The sequence below is a fragment of the Oryzomicrobium sp. genome, assembly GCF_021287045.1.
Lineage (GTDB): Bacteria > Pseudomonadota > Gammaproteobacteria > Burkholderiales > Rhodocyclaceae > Oryzomicrobium.
Window position 1 is genome coordinate 77,262 of the sequence record NZ_JAJTBG010000003.1, and the last position, 24,456, is coordinate 101,717.

Sequence of the window (24,456 nt, forward strand, 5' to 3'; positions counted from 1 at the left end):
TACCGGCTCTAAACGACAACGGGCGGGTCCGAAGACCCGCCCGTTGTTCGTGCGCCTAGTGCAGTGCGCTTAGTTGTTGCCTTCGCGGAAGGCACGCTTGCGATCGTGCTCCTTGAGGTGGCGCTTGCGGATACGCAGGGATTTGGGCGTGATTTCCACCAGTTCGTCGTCGGCGATGAATTCGATGGCGGACTCCAGGGTCAGCTGGATCGGCGGCACCAGGCGCACCGCTTCGTCGGTGCCGGAGGCGCGCACGTTGGTCAGCTGCTTGCCCTTGATCGGGTTCACCACCAAATCGTTGTCGCGGCTGTGGATGCCGATGATCATGCCTTCGTACAGCTTGTCGCCCGGATTGACGAACATGCGGCCGCGATCCTGCAGCTTCCACAGGGCGTAGGCCACGGCCTCGCCGTCGTCCTGGGAGATCAGCACGCCGTTGCGACGCTCGGCCACCTGGCCTTCCTTGGTGGGGGCGTACTCGTCGAACACGTGGCTCATCAGGCCGGTGCCGCGGGTCAGGTTCATGAATTCGCCCTGGAAGCCGATCAAGCCCCGGGCGGGAATGCGGTATTCGATGCGCACCCGGCCGCGGCCGTCCGGCACCATGTCCTGCATGTCGCCGCGGCGCAGGCCGAGGGATTCCATGACGCCGCCCTGGTGCTGCTCTTCCACGTCCACCGAGAGCATCTCGTACGGCTCGTACACCACGCCGTCGATGGTCTTGGTCACCACGCGGGGACGGCCCACGGCCATTTCGAAGCCTTCGCGGCGCATGTTCTCGAGCAGGATCGACAGGTGCAGTTCGCCACGGCCGCACACGTCGAACACGTCGGCGTTGGCAGTGTCGTCGACGCGCAGCGCCATGTCGGTGAGCAGTTCCTTGTGCAGGCGGTCGCGGATCTGGCGGCTGGTGACGAACTTGCCTTCGGTACCGGCCAGGGGCGAGGTGTTCACCATGAACTGCATGGACAGGGTCGGCTCGTCGATCTTGAGCAGGGGCAGGGTTTCCGGCTGGTCCGGGTCGGCGATGGTGCAGCCCAGCACCAGGTCCTCGATGCCGGTCACCTGGACGATGTCGCCGGCATGGCCTTCGTCCAGCTCCACCTTATTCAGGCCCTTGTAGCCGAACACCTGGTTGATCTTGGCCTTGATGGTGCTGCGCTCGTGGGCGGCAGCCTCTTCTTCGGTGCCGAACATCACCACCACCTGCTGGCCCGGCTTGACCCGGCCGCGCTTGATGCGACCGATGCCGATGCGGCCCACGTAGCTGGAGTAGTCGAGGGCGGAAATCTGGAATTGCAGGGGGCCGTCGAGGTCGGCATCGGGAGCCGGCACGTGGCTCAGGATGGTCTCGAACAGGGGGCGCATGTCTTCGCGCGGCGCGTCCAGGGACATGGCGGCCCAGCCGTTCAGGCCGGAGGCGTAGACGATGGGGAAGTCCAGCTGCTCGTCGGTGGCGCCCAGCTTGTCGAACAGGTCGAAAGTCAGGTCCACAGCGTTGTCGGGGGTGGCGCCGTCCCGGTCCACCTTGTTCACCACGACGATGGGCTTGAGGCCCAGGGCCAGAGCCTTCTTGGTGACGAAGCGGGTCTGCGGCATGGGGCCTTCGACCGCGTCCACCAGCAGCACCACGCCGTCCACCATGCCCAGCACCCGCTCCACTTCGCCGCCGAAGTCGGCGTGGCCCGGGGTGTCCACGATGTTGATGTGCACACCTTCGTAATCCACCGAGGTGTTCTTGGCGAGGATGGTGATGCCCCGCTCCTTTTCCAGGTCGTTGGAGTCCATGACCCGCTCTTCCACCTGCTGGTTGGCGCGGAAGGTACCGGCCTGCTGGAGGAGCTTGTCGACGAGGGTGGTTTTGCCATGGTCGACGTGAGCGATGATGGCGACGTTGCGGATGGGACGGACGGAGGACATGGAGAGGGTTCAGCCGAAAATCAAAAGGGCTGAATCATAGCAGAAGCGGGAGTCAACAACTTGACAGAAACACACGGGGCGGCATCGCGGCCCGGGATTGCATTACAGGGGAAGCCCCCTCCGCCACCGGGCCGAGCCGGCAGCGCAGGCTGACAAGGATCTCCTGCCGCATGGCGGCGAGCATCTCGTAGCGCCGCCGGTACATGGCGCGCTTGGACGACTTGACCTCGGACAGGGGGCGCTCCTCCACCTGCATCGGCAGGTGGAAGAAACCGTTGGACAGGGCCACGCCGCCGGCTTCGGTCCAGGCATCGTCGTAATTGGCCTGGATGGTCTTGCCGCCGCCGAAGGTGTAATGCCAGCTCGCGTACTGTTGGAAGCGGTGGGAAATGGCGTAGATGTCCTGGGCGTCGATTTCCTGCCCGATCTGGCGCAGCGCCCAGAGCAGCAGATCCCGGGGGCGCAGGCCGTGCATGGCCCGGGTGCAGGCCGCCAGGGTTTCCTTGCAATCCGGCGCGCTGGTGCCTTGCAGGCAACCGACATAGATCACCCGGCGCGATTCCAGCTCGGCCAGGAGGAAGGCCAGGGACAGCTGGCGCTGGCCGTCCACGAAGAGGCTCAGGGCCAATTCGCCCTCGCGGCAGAAGCGGCGGTCCTTGTGCAGCGCCAGTTCGACGCGCCGCCCCTCGATCTCGTCGGTCCACAGGCTGACAGGACGCAGGTGGGCATCGTAGAAGGAGAAGTCGCGCAACGATTCCACCAGCCGGTAGTGCCCCAGGACCGCGACATAGCGCTGCGCCCCCGACCAGCCCCGATGCAGGTAGGGCCGGTGGATGACTTCGAACAGGGTGAAGTGCTGCTTGGCGATCGGCCGCATGGCCGGCTGGTCGAGAAACGCCCACCAGGCCGCAGTCCGGGAATAATTGAACAGGCGGCGGGCGCTCAGCTTGATGCGGTTGCGCCAGCCCTGGAGCGTACCCGATGGGTATAACTCCCTGACTTTTCTATGAAAAATCAATTTCGTCGAAACCTGGAAAAAGTTGTTTCAAATTGTATCAACAACTTTCTCCCAAAAAGCTGACAAACCCTGACTTCCTGTCAGACGCGCTCACCCCTCCCGGTTGCGCATGAAATCCGCCGTCTGGAAGAAGGACACCGCCAGGCGGGTGCGCAGGGCTTCATCGACGCCCTCCTCCTCCATGGCCTGGACCATGCACTGGACCCACTGGTCCCGCTCCTTCTCGCCGATGGAAAACGGCATGTGGCGGCGGCGGAGCATGGGATGGCCCTTACGCTCGACGAACAGCTGGGGGCCGCCCAGCCAGCCGGAGAGGAACCAGAACAGGTTGTCCCGGGCGCCGGCCATGTCTTCCGGATGCATGGCGCGCAGCTCGGCGAAGCGCGGCTCCAGGTCCATCAGGTCGTAAAAGCGGTCGGTCAGGGCACGGACTGCGGCCTCGCCACCGATCATGTCGTAGGGCGTGACCTCTGCGCTGTCGTCGCGTTGCGGGGTCTGGGTGGCTGCGCTGGTGTCGCTCATCGGATCAACGGATTCGGTTGGTCAAAAAATGGATGGCTGGAAACCCAATAGGGACGGGCACTTTCACAAGGTGTGCCCGCAGCGCCTTATTTGGCGCGACTCTTCACAGGCCCCTTGCCGAAAGCCACGCCAGGCTTGGCGTTGCGGGGAGCGGCCGGTGAACTGCCCCGGGGCGCGGAGCGGGACATACCCGGCTTGGCCGGCCCCCGGCCGACGCCGCCGCGGCCGCAACCGCCTTTGCCCAGACCGGTGCCGGCAGGCTGGAAGAGTGGGATCAGGTGCTTCTTGCCGTTGCCGATCAGGTCGGCCCGGCCCATGTCCTTGAGGGCTTCCCGCAGCATCGGCCAGTTCTCCGGATCGTGGTAGCGCAAAAAGGCCTTGTGCAGGCGGCGCTGGCGGCCGGTGCGCACGATGGGCACCGTCTCGCTGTCCTGGCCGACCTTGCGCAGCGGGTTCTTTTCCGTGTGCCACATGGCGGTGGCAATGGCCAAGGGCGTGGGCAGGAAGGTCTGCACCTGGTCGAGGCGGAAGTTGTTGCGCTTGAGCCACAGGGCCAGGTTGAGCATGTCCTCGTCCCGGGTGCCCGGGTGGGCGGCGATGAAATACGGGATCAGGTACTGCTCCTTGCCCGCCTCCTTGGAGAACTTCTCGAACATCTGCTTGAAGCGCTCGTAGGTGCCGATGCCCGGCTTCATCATCTTGTTGAGTGGGCCTTCCTCGGTATGCTCCGGGGCGATCTTCAGGTAGCCGCCGACGTGGTGGGTGACCAGTTCCTTTACGTACTCCGGCGAGCGCACCGCCAGGTCGTAGCGCAGGCCCGAGCCGATCAGGATCTTCTTCACCCCGGGAATGGCCCGGGCCTTGCGGTAGAGCTGGATCAGGTGGCCGTGGTCGGTGTTGAGGTTCTCGCACACGTCGGGGAAGACGCAGGACAGGCGCCGGCACGACGTCTCGATCTTCTTGTCCTTGCAGGCCAGCCGGTACATGTTGGCGGTGGGCCCGCCCAGGTCGGAGATGATGCCGGTGAAGCCCTCGGTCTTGTCGCGGATTTCCTCGATCTCGTGGAGGATCGACTCTTCCGAGCGGCTCTGGATGATGCGCCCCTCGTGCTCGGTGATCGAGCAGAAGGTACAGCCGCCGAAGCAGCCGCGCATGATGTTGATCGAGAAGCGGATCATCTCCCAGGCCGGAATCTTGGCCCCGCCGTAGCCGGGGTGCGGATTGCGCGCGTAGGGCAGGCCGTACACCCCATCCATCTCGGCCATGGTCAGCGGAATCGGCGGCGGGTTGAGCCACACATCCCGTTCGCCGTGGGCCTGGACCAGGCAGCGGGCGTTGCCCGGGTTCGCCTCCAGGTGGAAGGTGCGCGAGGCGTGGGCGTAGAGCACCGGGTCGTCCACCACCTGCTCGTAGGACGGCAGGCGCAGCACGGTCTTGGCCCGCTCGGCGCGGCGGGCGGCGAGGCGCTCTTCCTTGCCGACGATGCGGACGGGCTGAACAGCGGCCGTGCCACTCCCCTCCCCCGTGGCGCAGGAGCCGCCGCTGGACGGGGTTTCTTCCATGGCGTAGGGGTCCTTGTGGGCCTCCACCTTGCCCGGGGTGTCCACCGTGCGGGAATCCTGCTCGCTCCAGTCGGCGCCGGGCTTCCAGCCCCGGGGCACCATGAAGGCGGTACCGCGCACGTCGCGGATCGACTCCACCGGCTCGCCCTTGGCCAGGCGGTGGGTCACCTCCACCAGGGCCCGCTCGGCGTTGCCGAAGAGCAGCAGGTCGGCCTTGGAGTCGGGCAGCACCGAGCGGCGCACCTTGTCGCTCCAGTAGTCGTAGTGGGCGATGCGGCGCAGCGAGGCCTCGATCGAGCCGATGATGATCGGCGTGCCCGGATAGGCCTCCCGGGCGCGCTGGGCATAGACGGTGACCGCCCGGTCGGGGCGCTTGTTGGGCTCGGCGTTGGCGGTGTACGCGTCGTCGGAGCGGATTTTCCGGTCCGAGGTATAGCGGTTCACCATGGAATCCATGTTGCCCGCGGTCACGCCGAAATACAGGTTGGGCTTGCCCAGGCGCTTGAAGTCCTCGGCCGAATGCCAGTTGGGCTGGCTGATGATGCCGACGCGGAAGCCCTGGGCCTCCAGCAGCCGGCCGATCAGGGCCATGCCGAAGCTGGGGTGGTCGATGTAGGCATCGCCGGTGAGCAGGATGATGTCGCAGGAATCCCAGCCCAGCTTGTCCATCTCCTCCCGGCTCATGGGCAGGAAGGGGGCGGTGCCGAAGCGGCTGGCCCAGTATTTCCGGTAGGAAAAAAGCGGTTTGGGCGACGCGGTCAGGCCTGAAGGCGCAGCGGCGGAAGCGGAGGAAGCGGAAGAACCAGGCACCGCCACGGAGGCGGCGGAAGCGGCGGCCGGATCGGCCTTGACTGACGGCATAGAAAACTCGGGAAAAATCCAGGCTGGCTGCCTGAGACCGGGCCGCACCAAAAAAGTGCCCGGCAAATACGTCGCACGATGTGCAACGCCCCATTCGGGGCGTTCAAGGCGCCCGCCTTCTCCTGCGGCATGACGGCCGGACATACGAACCTGCGGGCACCGTCCGGCCGGAAAGAAAGCGAGGCGAATCAATGGCCTCCATTCTACCCGAAGTCACTGCCAGGCACAGCCGGAGACGGCCGGACATGGCTCGTTTCCCTCAGGCAGTTGCTCCGTCACGTTCGAATGCAGCGCTCCGCACGAGCGCCGCTCCATGCCCCGGCTACTCGCTGCGCAGGGCGATCAACGCCGGCGTTTCCAGTAGCCGGGAAATGCCCAGGGAGGCCGCGGCGCTCACCAGGACCGCGCCGCCCAGGGCGGCCGCCAGGGGCAGCCAAGGCTTCACCGCCAGGTCCAGGTCGAACACCTGGCGCGCCACCACCCAGCCGATGGTTTCCGCCGCCACCGCCGAGAGCAGACCCGACAGGGCGCCCACGGCGGCGAATTCGGCCATCAGGCTGCGCCGCAGTTGCGCGCTGCGGGCCCCCAGGGCGCGCATCACCGCCAGCTCCCGGCGGCGCTCGTCGAAGGCCGACACCAGGGCACCGTAGAGCACCACCAGCCCGGCGGCGACGGTGAACAGGAAGACGAATTGCACCGCCTGAACCACCTGGTCGAGCATGGACTGGATCTGGCGCAGGATGGCGCCCACGTCGATCACCGTCAGATTGGGGAAGGCCCGTACCAGGGCCGCCGTGGCGTTGGCGCCCTCGTCCGGCAGGTGGAAGCTGGTGATCCAGCTGGCCGGGTAGGGCTCCAGCACCCCGGGCGGGGTGAGGACGAAGAAATTGACCCGCATCGAGTCCCAGTTGAGACGGCGCAGACCGACGATCTTCAAGGTCACCGGCTCCCCGGCAATGGAGAAGGTCAGATCGTCCCCCACCTTCAGCCCCAGGGTCTTGGCCAGCCCCTCCTCCACCGACGCCACCTTCTTCTCCCCCGGGGCGAACCAGCGCCCGGCGGTGACGGTGTTGCCGGCCGGCAGGTCGGCCGCGTAGGAAAGGTTGAACTCCCGCTCCACCAGCCGCTGCGCCCGTTCCTCGACGTAGTCCGCCGCCGACACCGGCCGGCCGGAAACGTCGGTGAGCCGGCCGCGCACCATGGGCGCCAGGTCCGCCGCCAGGCCGGCCCGGTCCATGAAGCGGGCCACTTCACGGCGCTGCTCGGGCTGGATGTTCACCACGAAGCGGTTGGGTGCGTCCGCCGGCGCCGCCTGGCGCCAGGCGGCCACCAGGTCGGCCCTGGTCACCGAAAGCAGCAGCAAGGCCGTCACCCCGAGGGACAGAGCGACGATCTGCACCACCACCGCGCCCCGGTGGCGCGCCAGGGACACCAGGCCCTGGCGCCAGCCCCAGCCGGCTGTGGGCACGGCCCGGGCGAGCCGGCCTGTGAGGGCCACCAGCCCCCGGGCGGCCAGGGCGAAGAGCAGCACCGCGCCGAGCAGGCCGCCGGCGACGAAGGCCGCCAGCTTGAGCTCGCCGGCCACCCACACCATCAGGGCGAAGAGCGCCGCCAGCCCGGCCAGGGCGATGCCCAGGGCGCCGCCTTCCGGCGCGCCCAGTTCGCGGCGGATCACCCGAAGGGTGGACACCCGGCGCAGCTGCAGCAACGGCGGGCCGGCAAAACCGAACAGCAGGACGAAGCCACAGGCCAGCCCGGCGGCGGCGGGCCGCCAGGACGGCGCCGGCAGCGCTGCCGGCATCAATCCGGCCAGGCCCCGGTACAGCCCGTAGTGGGCGACGAAACCTAGCGCCACGCCGGCCAGGGAGGCCAGGGTCGCCAGGGCGAGCAACTGGCCGCCGTAGAGGGCGAGCAGGCGCCCCTGGGTCACTCCCAGGCAGCGCAGGATGGCACAGGGGTCCAGGTGGCGCTGCACGTAGCGGCGCGCTGCCAGGCCGACCCCGGCGGCAGCCAGGGCCACCGACAGCAGGGCCGCCAGGCCGAGGAATTTCTGCGCCCGGTCCAGGGCCGAGCGGATTTCCGGCCGGGCTGAGCGGGCATCCTCCAGACGCTCGCCCCGGCCCAGATGCGATTCCATGGCATCCCGGTAGGCGGCCACTCGGGGCGCCGGCCCCGCCGCCATCAGCCGGTAGGAGGCCCGGCTGCCCTCCTGGAGCAAGCCGGTGGCGGCCAGATCGGCCTGGCTCATGAGCAGGCGCGGCGCCAGGGCGAAGAAATTGACGCCCTTGTCCGGTTCCAGAGTGAGCAGGGCCGCCACGCGCAGGCGGGTTTCGCCCACGCTCACCGTGTCGCCGACTGCCACCCCCAGGCCGGTGGCCAGGCGTTCCTCGACCCAGGCACTGCCCGGGGCCGGGGCATCCTGTGCCTCCCGGTCGGGCAGGCCGGGGCCGTCGGCGATGCGCAGGCGACCGCGCAGCGGATAGTTGGCGGTGGCGGCCTTGATGTCGGCCAGCTGGGTCACCGCTCCCTCCCCTTGCCCGGCGCTCACCATGCTGGGGAAGGTCACCGTCTCGGCCAGGGTCAGCCCCTGGCGGTGGGCGGCGGCCCGGGCCGCGTCGGGCCAGGGATGGTCGGCCACCAGCAGCAGATCAGCACCGAGCAGTTGGTGGGCCTCGGTCCCCAGGGCCTCGCGCACCCGGTCGGTGAAGAAGCCCACCGCCGAAAAGGCCGCCACGGCGATCACCAGGGCGGCAGCCAGCAGACGCAGCTCACCGGCGCGGGCGTCGCGCCAGAGCAGGCGCAGGGTCAGGGGCAGGCGCATGGCGGTCGGGGGTCGCTCACGTCGGTTGAGGCAATGGTTCCGGCCCTCGTCAGTCCAGGGATTGCAGCCGTTCCACCGCCTCGCCCACCAGCTTCACCGGCAGCACGGTGAGGCCCTCGATGGGCTGGCGCGGCAGGTTGGCATGGGGAACGATGGCGTGGGTGAAGCCCAGCTTGGCCGCTTCCTTGAGGCGCTCCTGGCCCCGGGGGGCGGGGCGGATCTCGCCGGTCAGGCCGACCTCGCCGAACACCACCAACTTCTGTGGCAGGGCCCGGTTGCGCAGGGATGAGACGATGGCCAGGCACACCGCCAGGTCCGCCGCCGGCTCGCCGATCTTGACCCCGCCCACGGCGTTCACGAACACGTCCTGATCGAAGCAGACGATGCCGGCGTGGCGGTGCAGCACCGCCAGCAGCATGGCCAGGCGCTGGGGGTCCAGGCCCACGGTGAGGCGGCGCGGGCTGGGGGAGACGGCGGTGTCCACCAGGGCCTGGATTTCCACCAGCAGGGGGCGGGTGCCTTCCTGGGTCACCAGGACGCAGGAGCCAGCCACCTGGCCGTGTTGGGAGAGGAACAGGGCCGAGGGGTTGGACACCCCCTTCAGCCCCCGGTCGGTCATGGCGAACACCCCCAGCTCGTTGACCGCACCGAAGCGATTCTTGAAGGCCCGGATCAGGCGGTGAGCCGAGTGGGTATCGCCCTCGAAGTAGAGCACCGTATCGACGATGTGCTCCAGCACCCGGGGGCCGGCCAGGGCACCTTCCTTGGTGACGTGGCCCACCAGGATCACCGTGGTGCCGGTCTCCTTGGCCAGGCGGGTGAGCTTGGCGGCGCACTCGCGCACCTGGGCCACGGAACCCGGGGCCGAGGACAGTTCTTCCGACCACAGGGTCTGGATCGAATCCACCACCGCCACCCGGGGCGCTTCCTGGGCCAGGGCGGCGACGATCTTCTCCAGGTTGATCTCGGCCAGCAGCTTGAGGTTGTCGGTTTCCAGGGACAGCCGCCTGGCGCGCAGGGCCACCTGCTCGCCGGATTCCTCACCGGAGACGTAGAGCACCGGGTGGTTATTGGAGAGCAGCGCCAGGGCCTGGAGCAGCAGGGTGCTCTTGCCGATGCCCGGATCGCCGCCGATCAGCACTACTCCGCCAGCCACCAGGCCGCCGCCCAGGGTGCGATCGAATTCGCCGATGCCGGTGGGCAGGCGCGCCGCCTCCCGGGTTTCGATGTCGCCCAGCTTCTGCACCCGGGCCGTGGTCGGCGCCAGGGATTCGAAGCGGCTGGCGCCGGGCTTTTCCACCAGGCTCTCGACCAGGGTGTTCCAACCATTGCAGCCGGGGCACTGGCCCTGCCATTTGGGCGAGACGGCGCCGCACTCGGTGCAGACGTATTGGGTCTTGGCCTTGGCCATCAGTCGGTCTCCCGGCCGCCGCGACCACCTGCCTCGCCGTCGACGAAATCCACCGGAACCCGCCGCGCCAGGGCGCAGAAGAGCTCGTAGCTGATGGTGCCGGCCGCGGTAGCCACATCGTCGGCGGACAATCCCTCGCCCCACAGGGTCACCGGGCTGCCCACGCCGGAGTCGGGCAATCCGGTCAAGTCGCAGGCCAGCATGTCCATGGACACCCGGCCGAGCAGCCGGGTGCGCCGGCCGTCCACCAGGATCGGCGCCCCGGTGCCGGCGTGGCGCGGGTAGCCGTCGGCATAGCCGCAGGCGACGATGCCCACCCGGGTCGGCCGGTCGGCGGTAAAGGTGCCGCCGTAGCCGACCCGCTCGCCGGGGCCGATCTCCTGGACGCCGATGATCTGCGAGGCCAGGGTCATCACCGGCTTCAGTTCCAGTTGCTCCGCCGGGATGTCGGCGAAGGGGCTGCCGCCGTAGAGCATGATGCCGGGCCGGGCCCAGTCGCCCCGGGTCTCCGGGTAGCGCAGCAGGGCCGCCGAGTTGGCCAGGGACACGGGGCCGGCCCAGCAGGGCAGCATGGTGTGGAAGCGGTCGAGCTGCCAGGCCACGCCCCGGGGGCCGTCAGCGTCGGCGAAGTGGGTCATCAGGGTCACGTCGGCGAAGGCCGGCGAGGCGGTGGCGCGGCGCACCGCGGCGGTCAGGGCGTCGCCGGTGAAGCCTAGCCGGTTCATGCCGGAATTGACCTTGAGGAAGACGTCGAGCCGGCGCGGCAGGCCGGCCAACTCGATCTCTTCGAGTTGATCGGCGCGATGCAGGGCCGGGGTGATGCCGTATTCGGCCAGGATGGGCAGCTCCTCGGCGTCGAAATAGCCTTCGAGCAGCAGGATCGGCTGGCGGATGCCGGCCTCGCGCAGGGCCACGGCGTCGGCCAGGTCGAGCAGGGCGTAGCCGTCGGTGAGGCCGGCCAGGGCTTGGGCGCAGGGCAGCAGGCCGTGGCCGTAGGCGTTGGCCTTGACCACGGAAAAGAGGCGGGTGGTGCCGGCATAACGCCGGGCGACGGCAAAGTTATGACGCAGCGCCGCAAGGTCGATGCGGGCGCGGATGGGGCGGGACATGAGGCTGATCCTTGAGCGGCGTTCCGGCGCGTCGCGGGTCCGAGCCGCGCCGGGACAAAGCGTGATTGTGGCAGGCCGCGCGCCATCGGGCGAGAGGCAATGCGGGCAAATCCGCGCTGGCCCCCGCCCCGCGCCGTCCTCTGGCTCCTCCGGGCGCCTTGACGTACTGCAACAACACGGCGCGACTGTTCGTGGTATAAACCGGCCACACTAAAAACCGCCCTCGGGCTCGTTCGATGCAGCTCGGCTTCTACATCATCATGGCTGCGCAGTTTTTTTCCGCGCTTGCCGACAATGTCCTCCTGATCGCCGCCATTTACGCCCTGCGGGAAATGTCCGCCCCGCAGGAGTACGAGCCATTACTGAAGCTGTTCTTCACCGTTTCCTACGTCGTCCTCGCCGCCTTCGTCGGCGCCTTTGCCGATTCCATGCCCAAGTGGCGGGTGATGTTCATCAGCAACGGCATCAAGATCCTCGGCTGCGGCCTGATGTTCTGGCATGTCCATCCCCTGCTCGCCTACGCCGTGGTGGGCCTGGGCGCCGCGGCCTACTCGCCGGCAAAGTACGGCATCCTCACCGAATACCTCCCCCACCGCCTGCTGGTGGCGGCCAACGGCTGGATCGAAGGCCTCACCGTCGGGGCCATCATCCTCGGCACCGTGGTCGGCGGACTACTCATCCAACCGACCATCGCCGAAAGCCTGCTGTCCTTCGACATGCCCCTGATCGACACGCCGGTGGACACCGTCACCGAGATGAACCTGGTGGTGGTGGGGGTGCTCTACCTGGTGGCGGCGATCTTCAACCTCTACGTGCCCGACACCGGCGTCGACCACAAGCCGCTCAAGAAGAACCCCTTCTTCCTCGTCCATGAGTTCGGCCATTGCCTGGCCCTGCTCTGGCGCGACCGCCTGGGTCAGGTGTCCCTGGCGGTGACCACCCTGTTCTGGGGCGCCGGCGCCACCCTCCAGTTCATCGTCATCAAGTGGGCCGACGCCGCCCTGCACCTGGACCTGTCAAAGTCCTCCATGCTCCAGGGCGTGGTGGCTGTCGGCGTGGCCGCCGGGGCGTCCATGGCGGCCAAGTGGGTGACCCTGCGCAAGTCGGTGAAGGTGATTCCCCTGGGCATCGCCATGGGGTTGATCGTCATCGTCATGAACTTCGTCACCTCGGTCGTGGTGGCGGTCCCCCTGCTGGTGATCATCGGCGCCCTGTCCGGCTTCTTCGTCGTGCCCATGAACGCCCTGCTCCAGCACCGGGGCCACATCCTGATGGGCGCCGGCCATTCGATCGCCGTGCAGAACTTCAACGAAAACCTGTCGATCCTGGTCATGACCGGTATCTATGCCCTGATGATCCGGGCCAACCTGTCGGTGTTCACGGTGATCGCCGTGTTCGGCCTGTTCGTCGCCGCCGCCATGACCCTGGTGCGCTACCGGCACACGCTCAACCAGCGCGCCCACGACGACGTGGCCCATCTGGACGACACGCCGCATTAAGACGGAGAATTAGGACAAACAAGAATCCCCACGGAGACTGGCTTTGTCCGAACATCCCCCCTGGCCCCGCCGCCTGAGGGATAGCGTCGTCATCGCCGTGGCCTATTTCGGCCTCGGCCTGCTCACGCTGCACTTCTTCGCCGGTCACGGCACCTTCCCCGTTCCCGTCTGGCTGCCGGCCGCAGCCGCCATCGTAGCCGTCATGCTGCGCGGCGGCGCTGCCGTGCCGGCCATCGCCCTCGGCACCTTCCTGTTCAACCGCCTGGTGCTGGACGCGCCCCTCGCCATCTGCCTGGCCCTGGCCTGCGGCAACAGCATGGCCCCCTACCTGGGCTGGCGGGCGATGCGCCGCCTCGACCCCTCTCCCTACATCTTCGCCCGGCGCCGGACGGTGGCCGCCTTCGCCCTGGGCGGCGTCGGGCTGCACGGCCTGCTGGCCAGCCTGGTCGGCGCCACCGCCGTGACCGCCGGCCAGGGCGTGGACGCCTGGCTTCACACCCTGCTGTCCTGGTGGCTGTGCGACACGGCCGGCGCCCTGATCGCCGCACCGGCCCTGCTTGCCCTGCTCCAGCCCGAACCGGGCGGCATCCGGCACTGGCAGGGCTTCGTCCGGGAACGGCCGGTGGCCGCCCTGGCCCTGCTGTCCCTGGCTGCCTTCTTCTTCCTGGTTCTGCCGGGGCGGGACGGCACCCTGGTGGGCCTGCCCTTCCTGCTCACCTTCCCGGCCCTGTGGCTGGCCTGGCGCCACCCGCCCCGCTTCGTCCAGCCCCTGCTCGCCCTCACCTGCGCCATCGCCCTGGCCGGCGCCCTCGCCCACCGCGGCGTGTTCTATTTCGGCCCGGCCAGCCTGCCCCTGGAAACCACGGCGCTGATGGCCATCTCGCTGATCTTCGTCGCCCTGGTGGTGGGCGCCATGGCCACCGAGCGGCAGCGGGCGGCCATGGCCCTGCGCGAGGCCAACCGCAACCTGGTGGCCCGGGTCGAGATGCAGTCACGCAAGCTGCAAACCTCGGAGCAGGTGTTCGAAACCGTGGTGCAGACGAGCCCCGATGCCATCCTGGTGACCAATCTGGAAGGCACCATCAGCTTCGCCTCGCCCCAGGCCAACCTACTGTTCGGGCTATCCCCGGATGTGCTGCTCGAAGGCCTGACCTTCTGCCAGTTCCTCACCACGGACACCCGGGCTCTGTGGGCCAACCAGCTCTCGGAACTGATCGCCGGGCGGACCCCGCCGCCCCTGGAGCTCACCGCCGTCGCCCCCCAGCGCGCCGACTTCTCGATCGAGGCCAACGGCCGCCTGCTGCGGGACGGCCAGGGCCAGCCCCGGGGGGCGGTGGTGGTGGTGCGCGACGTGGAAGACCGGCGGCGCCTGCAACGGGAATTGCAGGACAATGAGCAGCGTTTCCGCATGCTCGCCGAAACGGCCCCCTTCGCCCTGGTGTTCGCCCGGGCCGAAAACGGCGAGATCATCTTCGCCAACCGGGAGGCCCAGCGCCTACTCGGCGTCGACGTCCCCGCCGGCACCGCCTTCACCCCGGAGTTCTACGCCGACCCCGAGGAACGTAGCGAGATCATCGCCCAGCTGATGCAAAAAGGCGCCCTGGACAACCGGGAAATCCGCCTCAAGGACCGCCACGGCCGCACCTTCTGGGCCATTTTCTCGGCAGTGCTGTCCTCCTACAGCGACGGCCCGGCCCTGCTCATCAGCATCAACGACATCACCGCGCGCAAGGCCCTGGAACTCACCCTGCGCCGCCAGCTGGAGGAAATCCGCGCTCTCCAGGCCACCCTCCAGGACCAAGCACTGCGCGACGGCCTGACCGGCCTGTTCAACCGCCGCTACCTGGACGAGACCCTGGAGCGGGAACTGGCCCGGGCCGCCCGGGAACGCACCCCGGTCAGCGTCATCATGCTCGACATGGACCACTTCAAGCGCCTCAACGACCGCTACGGCCACAAGGCCGGCGACACGGTGCTGCAAAGGCTCGCCGAGATCCTGCGCGACGCCTGCCGGGCCAGCGATGTGGCCTGCCGCTACGGTGGGGAGGAATTCGCCCTGATCCTCCCCGGCGCCACCCTGCCCACCGCCCTGGAACGGGCCGAGGCGATCCGCCGCCAGGTAGCGGAGCTGGCCCTGCCGCCGAGCCCCAGCCAGGGTACGGCCGACAACGCCATCCGCTGCACCGTCTCCCTCGGCGTGGCCACCTACCCGGAGCACGGCGGCAACGGCGAGACCCTCATCCAACAGGCCGACCGCGCCCTCTACGCCGCCAAGGGCGCCGGGCGCAACCGCGCCGTGGGCGCGCCGCCCCTGAGCCTGCCCAGCCCGGCCGCCCATCCGGCCCTGCCGCTGCTCGACTGATCCGTCCCCGCCCCATGACCGCTTCGCTCCTGCCGCCCCCGCCCTCGTTCCGGCACGGCCTGGCCAACCTGATGGCCAGCCTGGCCGGCGCCCGGGGCCATGCCGGCCTGCCCTGCCCGCCCCTGCCCGAGCTGCCGCCGGCCGACCTGGCCCCGGCGCGCCATCTGGTGCTGCTGGTGGCCGACGGCGTAGGGGAGGCCCAACTGCGCGCCCACCTGCCGGGCGGCCTGCTCGACCGGGCGCGCATCGCCACCTTGGAGTCGGTTTTTCCCAGCACCACCGCCAGCGCCGTCGGCACCTTTCTCACCGGCCTGCCGCCGGGCCAGCACGGCCTGACCGGCTGGCACGTGTGGTTCTCGGCCATCGCCAGCCAACTGGCGGTGCTGCCCCTGGCCCGCCGCGGCATCCGCGGCCCGGCGCCGGAAGCCGAGGACTGGGCGCAACGGCTGCTCGACGCCCCACCCCTGGCCGACCGCCTGCCCTGCCCCATGGAGATCGTGTCGCCGGCCTGGATCGTGGATTCGCCCTTCAACCGGCGCCTTTCCGGCCGGGCCAAGCGCACCGGCTACCGGGCCCTGCCGGAGATGTTCGCGGCCATCGAAACGGCGCTGCGCGTCCCCGAGCCGAGCTACATCTACGCCTACTGGCCCGACTTCGACAGCAAGGCCCACGACGCGGGCCCCGACGGCCCGGCGGCGGTGGCTGCCCTGCATGAACTGGAACGGGAACTGGCGGCTTTCCTCGGCCGCGTCCAGGGAACGGACGCCACCCTGCTGGTCACCGCCGACCACGGCTTCATCGCCGCCCCGGCGGAACGCCTGATCGACCTGGGCGACGCCCCGGAGCTGGCCGCCCTGCTGGCGTGCCCCCTGTCCGGCGAGCGGCGGGCCGCCTACGCCCACCTCAAGCCCGGTTGCCGCGAAGCTTTCCGCGCCGTCATCGAGGCCCGCTACGGCCACGCCCTGTGGTGCGTCGACAGCGACAACCTGCTGGCCGACGGCTGGTTCGGCCCGCCCCCCTACCACCCGGACCTGCGCAACCGCATCGGCGACCTGACCCTGCTGCTGCGCGAGGACTGGACCCTGCGCGACCGGCTGCCCGGGGAAGACGATTACCGCCTGGCCGGCATGCACGGCGGCGTCAGCACCGCCGAGCGGGAGGTGCCGCTCTGCCGTTTCGACCTTTCCCGCTTCGACCTTGGCGCAGGCGCCAGTCCACGATCTGCACCCGGACGCTGAAACGGCGATGGACCTGCTCATCCCCCATCCCCAAGGACTGACGCCCAAGGAAGCCGTCGCCTGGCAGCGCCAGCAGGCGCCCTGGGTCGAAACCGAGGATCGCCTGCCGGCCCTGGCCGAACTGACCCGGGTCGCCGGCGTGGACGTGGGGTTCGAGGACGGCGGTAAAACCACCCGGGCGGCGGTGGCGGTGCTGTCCTTCCCGGACCTGCAACCCGTCGAGCAGGCGGTGGCCCGGCTGCCCACCGGCTTTCCCTACATCCCGGGGCTGCTGTCGTTCCGCGAGGCCCCGGCAGTGCTCACCGCCCTCAACCTGCTCCACACCCTGCCAGAAGTCCTGCTGGTGGATGGCCAGGGGCGCGCCCATCCGCGCCGCTTCGGCCTGGCCTGCCACCTGGGGGTGGTCACCGGCCTGCCGGCCCTGGGCGTGGGCAAGACCCGGCTCACCGGCAGCCATGCCGAGCCCGGGCCGAACAAGGGGGACTGGGCCCCCCTGCGCGACATGGACGAGACCATCGGCGCCGTGCTGCGCACCCGCCCCGGCGTGGCGCCCCTGTTCATTTCGGTGGGCCACCGCATCTGCCTGGACACGGCCATCGCCCTGACCCTGGCCTGCACCCGGCGTTATCGCCTGCCGGAAACCACCCGGGCCGCCCACAAGCTGGCCTCGGGCTAGTCCGCTTCACAGCGGGGCCGGCTCCGGCCCCAACCCTCATAGGCCCGTCCGTTCAGCCCGCCTCGGCGGTCAGCAGGATTTCCTCGCCGCCAAAGCGCACCCGCTGGCCGGGTCGCAGCTTGGCCCGCTTGCGGCTTTCGACCTGGCCGTCCACCTCCACCAATCCTTCTTCCACCGCCGCGTGGGCGGCACCGCCGGAGTCCACCAGGCTGGCGGCCTTGAGCAGTTGGTCGAGCTGGATGTAGTCGCCGCGCACCGGAAACGTGATCATGAAAATGCCTTTTGAATAAAATGAACAATCGACGAAAAATCGGCCCGGATTACTGCGCTGACTACGGCCCGGGCCGGTTCGCGGGCTGGATTCTCCCCCTTCCCGCCTTGATGTAAACCAAACGGACGACAAAAAACCCCGCTACACTTTCGGGCTTGCCCGTGGATCATCCCCACTGCCGCGCTCCGCGCCCGCGCAGGACGACTTCAAATACCGCCATCATGTCCTCCCGACTCCTTCCCGTGGCCGATCTCGGCCAGCAGATCTGGCTCGACAACCTGACCCGTCGCCTGCTCGATTCCGGCGAACTGGCCAGCTTCATCGACGACGACGGCATTGCCGGGGTGACCTCCAACCCGGCCATCTTCTACAACGCCCTGAAGAACGACCCGGCCTACCAGAATGCCCTGGCCGAGCTGCGCCCGCGCCTGGCCGATCCGGAGGCCCGCTTCGAGGCCCTGGCCCTGCCCGACATCCGCCAGGCCTGCGATCTGTTCAAGGGCGTCTACCTGGCTTCCGGCGGCAGCCAAGGCTTCGTCAGCTTCGAAGTCTCGCCGCGGCTGGCCCACGATGCCGCCGGCACCGTCGCCGCCGCCAAGCGGCTGTGGCAGGAGATCGGCCGGCCCAACGCCATGATCAAGATCCCGGCCACCGCTGCCGGCCTCGACGCCATCGAAGCGGTGATCCACGCCGGCATCAATGTGAACGTCACCCTGATCTTCTCCAACCGGCAGCTCCAGGCGGTCCAGGCCGCCCACCGGCGCGGCCTGGAGCGGCGCCGCGCCGAAGGCCTGGCCCTGAACGGGATCGCCTCGGTGGCAAGCGTGTTCATCAGCCGCATCGACGCCGCCGTGGACGGCCGCCTGCCCGCCGAACTGCAAGGCAAGACGGCCATTTCCAGCGCCAAGATGGCCTACGCCCGCTGGATCGAGGACGTGCGCTCCACCTTCACCCCCCTGGCCGAGAAGGGCGCCCTGCCCCAGTGGCTGCTGTGGGCCTCCACCTCCGCCAAGAACCCGGCCTACCGGGACGTGGTGTACGTGGAAGAGCTGATCGGCCCCCACACCATCAACACCGTGCCGGATGCGACCCTGGCCGCCTTCCGCGACCACGGCGAGGCCGAGGCCCGCCTCACCGACCACTGGGTGGAAGCCCGCCAGGTGCTGTCCAAGGTGGCCGCTGCCGGCATCGACCTGGACCAGCTCGGCGACGAGCTGCAACAGGCCGGCCTGGCCCAGTTCGACGAGGCCTACGCCAAGCTGCTCGAACTGGTGGCCTGAGTAGAACGCTACAGCCCTCCGGACGCCCGGCTCTTGGCCGGGCGTTTGCTTTTGGCGGAAGCGGGAAGCCGCCGCTTCACCCTGCGGGGTATGAGAAATAGCCCCACGCAGGCCCCAACGTCTCCCCGAACCTCTACGCCGCCATCCCCGCCAGGGGCGGCAGGCCGTGGCGACGACGGGCCCGGGCACAGGCCTCGTCGGCGATGCCCAGGGCGGCGAAGGGATTGAACTCGCGGCACGGGCTGGGACGCTGCTCGTAGATGGAGCACTGCACCGCCTGGCCCACCTCGCCGCACAGGGCCGCGCAGCGCCCCAGGTGCTCGTCGGTGCCCTTCATGCGCAGCAACGAGCCGATCAGGGGCTCGGCCAGGTGCCGGGGCACCCCTCCGGCGTAACCCATCCCCCCGCCTTCGGCCTCGGCCTTGTGGAAGTCGACACGAAAGGCGGCGCAGCAGGCGCCGCACTGCTGGCAGGGGTTATCCGGAAGGATGGCGGACGAAAGGGATTCGGAATCGGACACGGCGGACAGCCAGGAAAAAAACGGGGCAAATTGTAGAGCAGCCGGCCATCCGGCGCAGCAGGGTCGGTGCCCTGCCTGGCAAGGTGGCCCCTGTTTGGGCAGGGCCGGTTTTTCCGGGCCACTTTCAATAGTCAAATTCAATAAAAAACCCAAAAATAATAGCAATACCGCAAATATGGCAGGATCAAGCCCTTCCGGACCATGCCGCGTGCCGCGCAAATAACGCCAATCCGCCGGCTATAGGACAAAGTACCTATTGGCATCGCCTGATCCGGCAATTCCCCCACTTCGTCCATGGGAATAGGCTCACAACCGTATTCATCACAGGACGTCGTTCCATGGACACCCCGTTCAACCTGCGCCGTTTCGCCACCTCCCCGGTGGTCGCCGGCCTCGCATTTTTAGCCCTCGGCCTGGGCGGCCTGCTGGCCCACCAGGCCGGTGCCACCACCGCCCCAACCTCCGCCGCCGATCCCGATCTGGTCAAGCGCGGCGAGTACGTGGCCCGCCTGGGCGACTGCATCGCCTGCCACACCGCCCCCCAGGGCAAGCCCATGGCCGGGGGCCTGGAGCTGAAAACACCCTTCGGCACCATCTACTCGACCAATATCACCCCGGACGCCAAGACCGGCATCGGCAACTACACCTACGAGCAGTTCGACCGGGCCATGCGCAAGGGCGTCACCGCCGACGGGCACAACCTCTACCCGGCCATGCCTTATCCCTCCTACGCCAAGATGAGCGAGGAGGACATGCGCGCCCTGTTCGCCTACCTGCGCCAGGGCGTGCCGGCGGTGGACCAGGCCAACCGTCAGAGCGAGATGAAGTGGCCCTTCAGCATGCGCTGGGGGCTATCGCTGTGGAACTGGGCCTTCCTCGACGCCACGCCGTTCAAGGCCGACGCCCAGAAGGACGCGGTGTGGAACCGGGGCGCCTACCTGGTCCAGGGCCTGGGCCACTGCGGCTCCTGCCACACCCCCCGGGGCATCGCCTTCCAGGAGAAGGCCATGAGCGAGGCCGGTAGCAAGGGCAAGCACTACCTGGCCGGCGAGACCGTGGAATCCTGGCGCGCCCTGAGCCTGCGCGGCCTGTGGACGGTGGAGGACACCACCCTGTTCCTCAAGACCGGGCAGAACCGCTTCGCCACCGCCTCCGGCAACATGGCCGACGTGATCCACCACAGCACCCAGCACGTCAAGGACGATGACCTGGTGGCTATCGCCACCTACCTCAAGTCCCTGCCCCCGGGCGAGCATGAGCTGGCGGCCCCCAGCGTGCCGCGCAGCGAAGTGGCGGGCAAGGTGCCGGACAACTTGTTCACCTCCCGGGGCGGCCTGGCCTACGTGCAGTTCTGCGGCGACTGCCACCGCCAGGACGGCGGCGGCGTGAGCAAGATCTTCCCGCCCCTGGCCGGCAATCCGGCGGTGACGGCGAAGGAGCCGGCCACCCTGCTGCACATCACCCTGACCGGCTGGAAGACCGCCTCCACGGCGGCCCATCCCCGGGTGTTCACCATGCCCGGCTTCGCCCGCCTCAATGACCAGGAACTGGCCGAACTGCTGACCTTCGTCCGGGCCAGCTGGGGCAACGGCGGCGAGGCGATCACCGCCTCCCAGGTGAAGAACATGCGTACCGAGGTGGTCAAGGAAGACCCCAAGGCCATCGACAACAGCAAGTTCGAAACGCCGCGGCTGGCCGACATGCTGGGCAAGCCCAACGCCACCCAGCTGGTGCGCGGCATGCGCCTGCATCTGGAAACCCGCGATCTGCTGCCCAACAACGTCGGCGACCAGCTCAACTGCACCAGCTGCCACCTCAACGCCGGCACCGTGGCCGACGGCTCGCCCTTCGTCGGCGTCTCCGCCATGTTCCCCAGCTACGCCCCCCGGGCCGGCCGGGTCATCACCCTGGAGGACCGCATCAACGGCTGCTTCAAGCGCTCCATGAACGGCAAGCCCCTGCCCGTGGATTCGCCGGACATGAAGGCCATGGTCGCCTACTTCGACTGGATGAAGGGCGCCACCAAGCCCGAGGACAAGGTGCCCGGCCGGGGAGTGGGCAAGATCGATCGTTCCTTGACGCCCGACCCGGACAACGGCAAGAAGGTCTATGCCGCCCAGTGCGCCATCTGCCACGGCGAAAACGGCGAAGGGCTGAAGTCCGCCGACGGCAAGATGGTCTATCCGCCGCTGTGGGGCGACGAGTCCTTCAACATCGGCGCCGGCTTGGCCCGCACCTACACCGCCGCCGCCTTCGTCAAGCGCAACATGCCGATCGGCTTCCACAACAACTTCCCCCTGGGCCAGGGCGGCCTGTCGGACCAGGAAGCCCTGGACGTGGCCGAGTACTTCAGCCACCAGCCCCGCCCGGACTTCCCCGAAAAGGTGAAGGACTGGCCCAAGGACAAGAAGCCGGCGGATGCCCGCTACTGAGCGCTGAAAAGCACGTTCGCGGCCCGTCCGCCCAATGAAAAAGCCCGGGAGGAAACTCCCGGGCTTTTTGTTGTGGAATCACAGACAACACCGCTAGTCGGCAAGGCGCCAATCGCTCACCAAGGAAAGGCGAAGCGCTTCCGATGCAGAGAGCGCAGAGACGCAGGGAACGTGGAGAGAAGCGGGAGATCTTCGTGTCGATCTTTATGCGTTTCCCTGCATCCTCCGCGTCTCTGCACGCTCTGCGCTCAAAGCGCTCGCTTCGGCCCCCGCCTCAATACTTTAATTTTTTTAATGTTTCCGGATGACGAGATAGCCAAACTCTAGAACTGGCGCGGACCTTCGATTATCCACCGGCTCGATACATTAATTTTTTTCATGTATCCCAACAGGAGCGCGCAATGTCGCCCGGGTGAGCCAGCCCACCGGGGTCGCGGCGGAGTCGCACGAGGTTAGCGGCGGTGGCGGCGCTGAAAGTCGGCCATGAAGCCGGCCAGTTCTTCCACCTCGGCCACCGTCAGGGCGTTGTAGATCGAGGCGCGGATGCCGCCGATGGAGCGGTGCCCGGCCAGGCCGGTGAAGCCGGCGGCCTGGGATTCGGCGAGGAAGACCTGCTCCAGGCAGGCATTGGGCAGGGTGAAGGCCACGTTCATCAGCGAGCGGTCGGCCGGGGCGCTGCGTCCCCGGTAGAAGCCGTCGCTGCCGTCCAGGGCGCCGTAGAGCAACCCGGCCTTGCGCTGGTTGATGGCGGCCATGGCGGCGACGCCGCCGATCTCGCCCAGCAGCCAGCGGGTCACCAGCAGCACCACGTAAATGGCGAACACCGGCGGAGTATTGAAGTTGGAGTGGGCCTGGGCGTGGCTGCGGTAATCGAGGAATCCGGGCAGATCCTCCGGTGCCTTGCCGATCACCTCGTCGCGCACCAGCACCACGGTCACCCCGGCCGGGCCGATATTCTTCTGGGCGTGGGCATAGATCAGGGCGAACTGGTCCACCGGGCAAGGCTGGGAGAGGAAGTCCGAGGACATGTCGCACACCCGGGGCACGTCGTCCCGGCCGAGCAGGCGGTGGAACTGGAGGCCCTCCACGGTCTCGTTGGAGACGTAGTGCAGGTAGGGCGCATCGGCGGCAAAGTCCAGCTCGCCATCGCCGGGCAGACGGCCGAAGCCCTCCCCTTCGCCGCTCCACACCACCCGCAGCGGCCCCTCGCGGCGCGCCTCGGCGATGGCCTTGCCGCTCCAGTAGCCGGTGTGTAGGTAGTCGGCTGGCACCTGGCTGCCCTGCATCAGGGTCAGCGGCACCATGGTGAACTGCTGGGTGGCGCCGCCTTGCAGGAAGAGGATGTGGTAGCCCGCCGGCACGCCGAGCAGGCGGCGCACGTTGTCCTCCAGCTCGGCCACCACCGCGGCGAACCAGTCCGAACGGTGGCTGATGCCGAGTACGGACAGGCCGACGCCGGGAACGGCGTCGATGGACTCCCGCACCTGTTCCAGCACCGATTGCGGCAGGGCGCCGGGCCCGCCGGAGAAATTGAGGCGATTGCGTGGGTTCATATACAGCGGAGGCAGCAGGAAGGGTCGGCCCCTCCCAGGGGAAAGGCCGGGAAGAAAATCCCGGCGAAAAAATGAGGCGGTGGCAATACCCGCTCAGCGGGACGGCGCTGCCAATGCTTCAGCGGCGCGGCGCACCAGATAGTCGCGCATGGCGTCCCGGGCGCGGAAGATGGTCTCCGGCTTGTAGGGGAACATGTCCACCGGGTCCATGGCATGGACCACCATGGCGTGGTCCACCTCGAACACCAGCAGCCCGCCGGCCACTTCGGCACAGTCGATGCACACGTAGTCGAGCCCGACCCGCCGGGGGATGGCCTCCAGGGCCGTGCGGTGACGGGCGGCGAAATCGGCGAAGTTGGCCATGAACGCCGCCTCTTCCTCGCGCTTGGCCGCGTCCTCGTACATCTGGGCATTGACGTAGTGGACCATCCAGCGCGACGACACGGCCATGTGGGAGGCGAAGGGCTGCCCATCCACCAGGGCGATGCGGAACTTGCGAAACAGGCCGTCCGGGCCGCTGTAATCGACGAAGGGCGAAATGAACAGCTGCTCGTCCCGCACCCGGACCAGATAGTCCACCAAGGCGCCGGAATCCTCGATCTTTTCCAGGTCGTGGCCCGCGTGGGAGCCCAGGGGGCGCAGGATCACCGGGTAGTCCCAGCCGGGCAGGACCGCCCCCAGGCCGCTGTCGCCCGTGGCGGCGGGCAGCAGGTCGGCCCGGGCGATGTTGCAGGTGGGGGGCATGACCACTCCGTCCAGGCCTTGCAGCAGGTCGCTGGCGGTATTGCGTGCGGTATTGAGGATGCCCCGGGGCGGATTCACCACCGGCCGGGGCCAGGCGGCCAGGCGGGGTTCCAGGGCTTCCAGGGCGGCCCGGCTGGCGTCGAACAGGCCCACGCCGACCACCAGCAGGTCGTGGTCCGGCACCGGCTCGGGCAGGGGGTCGCCGTCCAGGGCCACGTAGTAGTACTCGATGTCGATGTCGCAGTCTTCGAGCAAGCAATCCAGGGGCGTGTTGACCGAGATGTCCCCGGGGGCCATCAACATCAGCACCCGCAAACAGGCTGGCTGGCGCAGGGCGGGCAGGAAGTAGCGGCGGGTGAGCGCCAGGGCCAGCCCCTGCACGGCCAGGCCGGTGTCCTGCTTTTCCAGGCAGAACAGGGCCGTGGCCAGGTTCATCAGCAGGTTGGGATCGTCGCCGCCCTGCTGGGCCTGTTCCAGCATCTGCTGGGCGATGGGGCCGATGTCCGCGGCAGCCAGGTTCATGCGCAGGAAGGGGGCCAGGCCGTAGAACGGGGTATGCCCCTGGGCGGAAGCGGCGGGTGAGGCTTGGGAGGACGGAGTCACAGAATCGAGGTAGTCACGATAAAAACAGGGCAGGCACCAAAATGGCGCCTGCCC

General features: G+C 68.5%; 17 protein-coding genes. 6 read left to right on the plus strand and 11 right to left on the minus strand.

Annotation, left to right across the window (positions count from 1 at the left end):
- Positions 1-69: 69 nt before the first annotated feature.
- From typA to alr, 7 genes are all read right to left on the minus strand, one after another.
- Positions 70-1,920 (minus strand): translational GTPase TypA, encoded by a 1,851-nt coding sequence (gene typA, locus LWW89_RS04025; RefSeq protein WP_293261453.1) that lies wholly within the window; start codon positions 1,918-1,920, stop codon positions 70-72.
- A gap of 52 nt (positions 1,921-1,972) precedes the next feature.
- On the minus strand, positions 1,973-2,938 hold the full coding sequence (locus LWW89_RS04030) for a DUF535 family protein (RefSeq protein WP_293261456.1): 966 nt from the start codon (positions 2,936-2,938) through the stop codon (positions 1,973-1,975).
- A gap of 90 nt (positions 2,939-3,028) precedes the next feature.
- On the minus strand, positions 3,029-3,460 hold the full coding sequence (locus tag LWW89_RS04035; RefSeq protein ID WP_293261459.1) for a group II truncated hemoglobin: 432 nt from the start codon (positions 3,458-3,460) through the stop codon (positions 3,029-3,031).
- 86 nt (positions 3,461-3,546) lie between these two features.
- Positions 3,547-5,706: a YgiQ family radical SAM protein gene (locus tag LWW89_RS04040; RefSeq protein WP_293262166.1), complete on the minus strand. Its 2,160-nt coding sequence runs from the start codon at positions 5,704-5,706 to the stop codon at positions 3,547-3,549.
- Positions 5,707-6,205: 499 nt separating this feature from the next.
- Complete coding sequence (locus LWW89_RS04045; protein WP_293261462.1) at positions 6,206-8,704, minus strand: FtsX-like permease family protein; 2,499 nt, start codon at positions 8,702-8,704, stop codon at positions 6,206-6,208.
- 49 nt (positions 8,705-8,753) lie between these two features.
- Positions 8,754-10,115 carry a DNA repair protein RadA gene (gene radA, locus LWW89_RS04050; protein ID WP_293261465.1) on the minus strand — a complete coding sequence of 454 codons (1,362 nt, stop codon included), beginning with the start codon at positions 10,113-10,115 and terminating at the stop codon, positions 8,754-8,756.
- On the minus strand, positions 10,115-11,224 hold the full coding sequence (gene alr / locus LWW89_RS04055) for an alanine racemase (RefSeq protein WP_293261468.1): 1,110 nt from the start codon (positions 11,222-11,224) through the stop codon (positions 10,115-10,117). Before alr ends, radA begins: the two co-directional genes overlap by 1 nt.
- Before the next feature lie 236 nt (positions 11,225-11,460).
- Between alr and lplT the strand changes: the two genes are divergently transcribed.
- From lplT to nfi, 4 genes are read left to right on the plus strand one after another with little or no spacing between them, the layout of a single operon-like run.
- Positions 11,461-12,723 (plus strand): lysophospholipid transporter LplT, encoded by a 1,263-nt coding sequence (gene lplT / locus LWW89_RS04060; protein ID WP_293261471.1) that lies wholly within the window; start codon positions 11,461-11,463, stop codon positions 12,721-12,723.
- A gap of 43 nt (positions 12,724-12,766) precedes the next feature.
- Positions 12,767-15,085 (plus strand): diguanylate cyclase, encoded by a 2,319-nt coding sequence (locus tag LWW89_RS04065; RefSeq protein ID WP_293261474.1) that lies wholly within the window; start codon positions 12,767-12,769, stop codon positions 15,083-15,085.
- A 14-nt stretch (positions 15,086-15,099) separates the two neighbouring features.
- Entirely contained in the window at positions 15,100-16,323 is a 1,224-nt protein-coding gene (locus LWW89_RS04070; protein ID WP_293261477.1) for an alkaline phosphatase family protein, read from the plus strand.
- Between the two features lie 7 nt (positions 16,324-16,330).
- Complete coding sequence (gene nfi / locus LWW89_RS04075; protein ID WP_293261480.1) at positions 16,331-16,999, plus strand: deoxyribonuclease V; 669 nt, start codon at positions 16,331-16,333, stop codon at positions 16,997-16,999.
- A gap of 52 nt (positions 17,000-17,051) precedes the next feature.
- On the opposite strand, the gene LWW89_RS04080 is transcribed toward nfi, so the two are convergent.
- Entirely contained in the window at positions 17,052-17,270 is a 219-nt protein-coding gene (locus LWW89_RS04080; protein ID WP_293261483.1) for an RNA-binding S4 domain-containing protein, read from the minus strand.
- A gap of 221 nt (positions 17,271-17,491) precedes the next feature.
- On the opposite strand from LWW89_RS04080, the gene tal reads away from it, so the two are divergent.
- On the plus strand, positions 17,492-18,550 hold the full coding sequence (gene tal / locus LWW89_RS04085; RefSeq protein WP_293261486.1) for a transaldolase: 1,059 nt from the start codon (positions 17,492-17,494) through the stop codon (positions 18,548-18,550).
- A gap of 133 nt (positions 18,551-18,683) precedes the next feature.
- Here the strand turns inward: tal and LWW89_RS04090 are convergent, their stop codons facing one another.
- Entirely contained in the window at positions 18,684-19,070 is a 387-nt protein-coding gene (locus LWW89_RS04090; protein WP_293261489.1) for a YkgJ family cysteine cluster protein, read from the minus strand.
- 338 nt (positions 19,071-19,408) lie between these two features.
- Between LWW89_RS04090 and LWW89_RS04095 the strand changes: the two genes are divergently transcribed.
- Complete coding sequence (locus LWW89_RS04095; RefSeq protein ID WP_293261492.1) at positions 19,409-21,502, plus strand: c-type cytochrome; 2,094 nt, start codon at positions 19,409-19,411, stop codon at positions 21,500-21,502.
- 452 nt (positions 21,503-21,954) lie between these two features.
- Here LWW89_RS04095 and LWW89_RS04100 read toward each other — a convergent pair whose 3' ends face one another.
- Together LWW89_RS04100 and LWW89_RS04105 are read right to left on the minus strand one after the other, a co-directional pair.
- Positions 21,955-23,055: a phosphoserine transaminase gene (locus tag LWW89_RS04100; protein WP_293261495.1), complete on the minus strand. Its 1,101-nt coding sequence runs from the start codon at positions 23,053-23,055 to the stop codon at positions 21,955-21,957.
- Positions 23,056-23,148: 93 nt separating this feature from the next.
- Positions 23,149-24,402 carry a hypothetical protein gene (locus LWW89_RS04105; RefSeq protein WP_293261498.1) on the minus strand — a complete coding sequence of 418 codons (1,254 nt, stop codon included), beginning with the start codon at positions 24,400-24,402 and terminating at the stop codon, positions 23,149-23,151.
- Positions 24,403-24,456 lie beyond the last annotated feature (54 nt).

Coding starts and splice junctions, on each gene's coding strand:
- LWW89_RS04035 (WP_293261459.1), bottom strand. CDS start 3,460: ATGAGCGACACCAGCGCAGCCACCCAGACCCCGCAACGCGACGACAGC.
- LWW89_RS04040 (WP_293262166.1), bottom strand. CDS start 5,706: ATGAGCCGGGAGGAGATGGACAAGCTGGGCTGGGATTCCTGCGACATC.
- alr (WP_293261468.1), bottom strand. CDS start 11,224: ATGTCCCGCCCCATCCGCGCCCGCATCGACCTTGCGGCGCTGCGTCAT.
- radA (WP_293261465.1), bottom strand. CDS start 10,115: ATGGCCAAGGCCAAGACCCAATACGTCTGCACCGAGTGCGGCGCCGTC.
- typA (WP_293261453.1), bottom strand. CDS start 1,920: ATGTCCTCCGTCCGTCCCATCCGCAACGTCGCCATCATCGCTCACGTC.
- LWW89_RS04100 (WP_293261495.1), bottom strand. CDS start 23,055: ATGAACCCACGCAATCGCCTCAATTTCTCCGGCGGGCCCGGCGCCCTG.
- LWW89_RS04080 (WP_293261483.1), bottom strand. CDS start 17,270: ATGATCACGTTTCCGGTGCGCGGCGACTACATCCAGCTCGACCAACTG.
- nfi (WP_293261480.1), top strand. CDS start 16,331: ATGGACCTGCTCATCCCCCATCCCCAAGGACTGACGCCCAAGGAAGCC.
- LWW89_RS04070 (WP_293261477.1), top strand. CDS start 15,100: ATGACCGCTTCGCTCCTGCCGCCCCCGCCCTCGTTCCGGCACGGCCTG.
- tal (WP_293261486.1), top strand. CDS start 17,492: ATGTCCTCCCGACTCCTTCCCGTGGCCGATCTCGGCCAGCAGATCTGG.
- LWW89_RS04095 (WP_293261492.1), top strand. CDS start 19,409: ATGGACACCCCGTTCAACCTGCGCCGTTTCGCCACCTCCCCGGTGGTC.
- LWW89_RS04045 (WP_293261462.1), bottom strand. CDS start 8,704: ATGCGCCTGCCCCTGACCCTGCGCCTGCTCTGGCGCGACGCCCGCGCC.
- lplT (WP_293261471.1), top strand. CDS start 11,461: ATGCAGCTCGGCTTCTACATCATCATGGCTGCGCAGTTTTTTTCCGCG.